Annotated in this window: 4 protein-coding genes and 1 pseudogene; 1 reads left to right on the top strand and 4 read right to left on the bottom strand. The window is 70.6% G+C overall.

The features are described 5' to 3' along the window. From PROKR_RS16730 to PROKR_RS16745, 4 genes and pseudogenes are all read right to left on the bottom strand, one after another. A pseudogene (locus tag PROKR_RS16730) lies at window positions 1–436 on the bottom strand (glycoside hydrolase family 3 N-terminal domain-containing protein); the annotation flags it as partial. Next, window positions 433–1296, bottom strand: a complete 864-nt coding sequence (locus PROKR_RS16735; RefSeq protein WP_051433073.1) for a carbohydrate ABC transporter permease — start codon at window positions 1294–1296, stop codon at window positions 433–435. The pseudogene PROKR_RS16730 and the gene PROKR_RS16735, both read right to left, overlap by 4 nt. 42 nt (window positions 1297–1338) lie before the next feature. Further along, window positions 1339–2274, bottom strand: coding sequence for a carbohydrate ABC transporter permease (locus tag PROKR_RS16740; protein WP_036964854.1), 936 nt, complete (start codon window positions 2272–2274; stop codon window positions 1339–1341). 29 nt (window positions 2275–2303) lie between these two features. Further along, a complete protein-coding gene (locus PROKR_RS16745) occupies window positions 2304–3590 on the bottom strand; it encodes an ABC transporter substrate-binding protein (RefSeq protein ID WP_036964856.1) in 1287 nt (428 codons plus the stop codon). Window positions 3591–3748: 158 nt separating this feature from the next. Here PROKR_RS16745 and PROKR_RS16750 point away from each other — a divergent pair. After that, the coding region (locus tag PROKR_RS16750; RefSeq protein ID WP_036964873.1) for a LacI family DNA-binding transcriptional regulator at window positions 3749–4294 on the top strand (546 nt) is incomplete at its 3' end.

The raw sequence follows: 4294 nt of genomic DNA on the forward strand, positions 1-4294 counted from the left end.
GGGCCCGGGCCTCGGCGGCGACGGCGGCGGCCAGCTCCTCGGTCAGGTCGGCGTCCATGCCGGCGCCCAGCGCGAGGTTCACCGGCAGCGTGGTGCCGCCGAGCGCCATCAGGCCGTGCGGCGCCTCCTCGACGAACAGCACCGGGATGCCGTCGCCGTGGGTGTTCACGTGCTCCTGCACCGCGGCGTAGGCCTCGGCGCTGCGCTCGGGCGGGATGCCGTTGTCCCAGCGCACCGCGGACCAGGGGTCGGCGCGGAGCACGCCGTACAGCGCCCCGAGCCCGCCCCAGCGGTCCACCTCGCGTCGCAGCACGTCGGTGACGCGAGGAGCGCCGTCGACCCAGCGGACCGCCTCCCAGCCCTTGAGGCGCTGGTTGACCTGGCCGATGCGGGTGGCGAGCGGGAGCGTGGCCGCCCTCGTGCGCGCGTCGCTCATCCCTTGACCGCCCCCGACAGCAGCGCGCGCTGCATCTGGCGCTGGAGCACGGTGTAGACGAGGTACACGGGCAACAGCGTGAACAGGGTGCCGGCCATCAGCACGCCGTAGTCGGTGCCGGCGTCGACCTTGAGGGTCGGCAGGGCCACCTGGATGGTGCGCTGCGCCGTGTCGGGGCCGATCAGGATCAGCGGGTACAGGTACGCGTTCCAGAACGACAGGAAGTTGAGCAGCAGCACGGTCGCGATACCCGGCACGCAGATGGGCAGGTAGACCTGCCGCAGCACCTGGAGGGAGGACGCGCCGTCCATCGAGGCGGCCTCCTCCAGCTCACGCGGGATGGTGCGCATGAACGAGGTGAGGATGACGATCGAGAGCGGCAGCGCCGTCGCCGGCAGCAGGAACACCACGAACGTGCGGGTGTGGAACAGGCCGAGCGCGGCTGCCAGCAGGAACGTCGGGAACAGCGCCGCGAACGACGGGATGAGGAACCCGAGGGCGAAGACGCTCTCGACGATCTTGCCGGCCCGCCCGCGCGCCCGCGCCAGCGCGAACGACGCCGGGAGCGCGAGCAGCAGGGTCAGCACCAGCGCGGCGACCGTGGTGAGGGCGGAGTTGGCCACCGCGAGGCCGAGGTCGGCCTGCTGGATGGCCGTCGTGAAGTTGGAGAGGTCGAACGTCGTCGGCCACGCCAGCGGCGACTCGAAGATCTCCTCGTTCGTCTTGAAGGAGGAAACGATGAAGTAGTAGAAGGGGATGACCAGCAGTGCGGCGTAGATCCACGCGAGCGTGCCGCTCGTGATCGAGCCGATGCGGTCGCGCAGGGGGAGTCGACGGGCGACTGCGGCGCGCTGAGCCATGAGGGTCTCCAGGGCAGGTTCGGGAGGCAGATCGGGCGGGGATCAGTGGGTGGCGCGGAGCGTGCGGCGGATCGCCCACATCCCGAGCAGCCCGATCACGAAGAGGACGACGCCGACGGCCTGGCTGTAGCCCAGGTCGGTCTCGACGAACGCCTTGCGGTAGATGAGGTACGCGAGCGTCGTGGTCGCGTTCTCGGGCCCGCCCTGCGTGAGCAGCAGCACGGTCTGCGCCGAGTTGAACAGCATGGACAGGAACTGGAGCATCGCGACGACGCCGATGAAGTCCCGTGCGATGGGCCAGTACATGCGCCACGCCAGCCGCCAGTCGTTCGCGCCGTCCAGGCGGGCGGCCTGCACGATCTCGGTCTCGACGCCGTCGAGCCGCGACGCGATGAGCACCGCGGAGTAGCCGATGCCGCTCCACAGCTCGACGGCGATGATGGCGCCGAGCGCGGTGGTCGGGTCGGCGAGCCACTCGTTGCCCTCCAGACCCAGCGGCCGCAGGAACCCGTTGACCAGGCCGTCCGGGTTGAGCATGGCGTAGAAGACCATCGCCGTGGCGGGCGCGGAGATGAGCGCGGGGATGAACAGCAGGTACCGCAGCACGCGGTGGCCGCGCGGCTTCTGCACCACGTAGAACGCGAGGAGGAACGCGAGGCCGATCATGATCGGCAGGCCCACCACGATCTGGATCGCGGAGTTCGCGGTCGCCGTCCAGAACGTCTCGTCGGAGAAGACGCGGGCGAAGTTGTCGAGGCCCGCCGGGGTGGGCGTGGTGAGCATGCCCGGCCACGAGAGGAACGCGATGACGAACATCGCGACCACGGGGCCGATCATGAACACCGCGTACCAGATCAGGGCGGGCAGGGCGAGACCGGGGAACCGGTCGCGGAGGGTCCCGCGGTGGCGGGTGCGGGGGACGGCGGCCTTGCCGTCACCGGTCGTGTCGGGGCGGCCGGCGTCGAGGAGCGCGGTCATGGGTGGGGGTCCTTTCCCAGCTCGAGCGGTCAGACCGCCTGGTATGACTTCTCGAAGGCGTCGATGATGCGGTCGGCCGGGGCGGACCCGTAGGCGAGCGCGGTCGCCTGGATCATCGGCTCGAACACGGCGTCGGGGATGAGCAGGTCGGGCAGCATCACGGGCGTCACGTCGTCGTCGGTCAGGCGTGAGCCCTGGGCGACCAGCGGGAAGTCCTTGCTGACGGTGTCGGTGACGCGGCTCATGTCGCGCCCGGACCCGAGGATGAACTCGTCGGTGACCTCGGGCGTGTACAGGTTCTGCACGAACGGCTTGATCAGGTCGAGCTTCTTGAGGCCGTTCTCGCTGATCCAGATGCCGTGGCCGTTGAAGCTCTTGATGACGCTCGGGCGTTCCAGCACGCCGCCGCCGGACGGCATGGGCCAGCCGCCGACGGTCACCTCCGCCGCGCGCTCGTTCGGCACCAGGGCCAGCGCCGACGACATGGCCGGCACGATGGCGGCCTTGCGGGTGTTGAACTGCGTGAGCTCCGAGTCGGACGTGTAGCCCTGGACGTTGTCGACGAAGACGCCGGCGTCGCGCAGCTCGACGAAGTGCTCCACGCCCGCGACGGCCCCGGGGCTCTCGGAGATCTTTCCCGTGGAGAACACGGTGCGCGCCTCGTCCTGGGTGATGAAGCCCTGGAGGATCTGCAGGAACATCTTCTGGCCGCTCCAGTCGGAGCCGCCCACGGTGACGGGGCCGATGCCCTTGGACCGCAGGGCGTCCGCGGCGGCGATCAGCTCGTCCGACGTCGTCGGGATCGCGCCGACGCCCGCCTCCTCCAGCAGCCCGGTGTTGAACGACACCGGCCAGTTGGTGCGGGTGAACGGGAAGGCGCGCAGGCGGCCCTTGTCGTCGGTCCACTCCGCCAGCGCCTCGGGGATGATCAGGTCCCGCAGGCCCCAGTCGTCGAGGTAGTCGTTCACGGGCACGGTCGCGCCCAGGCGGGTCCAGGACAGGGTGCGGCCCATCATGTTGACGATGGCGACGTCCGCCTCCTTGCCCGCCAGCGTGCTCGTCTCGAAGACGATGGGCAGGTCGGAGCCGTTCTTGAGCAGCGCGACCTTGCGCGCGGTGCTGCGCTGGTACGCGGCGACGACGTCGGAGAACACCTGCGCGCCGGCGACGGCGCCGCTGATCTGGGTGTGCACGGTCAGGGCGTTCGAGCCGCTGGACGCGGGCACGAGCGCGCCGCACCCGGCGAGCAGCGGCGTGATGAGCCCGCCGCTGAGGGCTGCGCCCAGCAAAGTGCGCCTGCTGATGCCGTGTGACACGGGACCTCCTGGAGCTGGTCGACCTGGAAACTTCGGTGTGTCTGTCGAAGAGGCGGGGCACTTCCGCGTGCCGTGCCTTGTAAAGCGGTACACAAACTGGCTGGCCGCGAATGTATACCGCTTTACTTTCGAGGGTCAACCCCCGTAGGGTCTGGCACGTGACCGAAACACCCCCGAAACGAGCAACGATCGCCGCGGTGGCCCGCCGTGCCGGCGTGTCGCCGTCCGCGGTGTCCCACGTCTTCAACGGGCGGCCCAACGTCTCGGCCGCCACGGCCGAGCGCATCCGGCAGGCCGCCGACGAGCTCAACTGGCGCCCCAACTACGCCAGCCGCAAGGTGTCGGGCCAGGGCGGCCGCAGCCTCGGGCTGGTGATCGCCCGCGCGAGCGACACCTTCGGTCGTGACCCCTTCTTCATGCGTCTGGTCGCCGGGCTCACCCAGCCCCTGGCCGACATCGGCTGGTCGCTCTCGCTCACCCTCGTGGGGGCGGACGACGAGGCACGCGTCTACCGCGAGTGGTGGGCCGAGCAGCGCGTCGACGCGTTCCTGCTGGTCGACGCCCGCACGGACGACCCGCGCCTCGACCTCGTCGGTCAGCTCGGCGCCCCCGCCGTGGTGCTCGGCGCGCCCGTCGACGACGCGGTCCCCGCCGTCACGGTGCGCGACGACACCGCGTTCGCGGACGTGCTGGGCCACCTGGGC

The sequence above is a fragment of the Promicromonospora kroppenstedtii DSM 19349 genome, assembly GCF_000515355.1.
GTDB classification, from domain to species: domain Bacteria; phylum Actinomycetota; class Actinomycetes; order Actinomycetales; family Cellulomonadaceae; genus Promicromonospora; species Promicromonospora kroppenstedtii.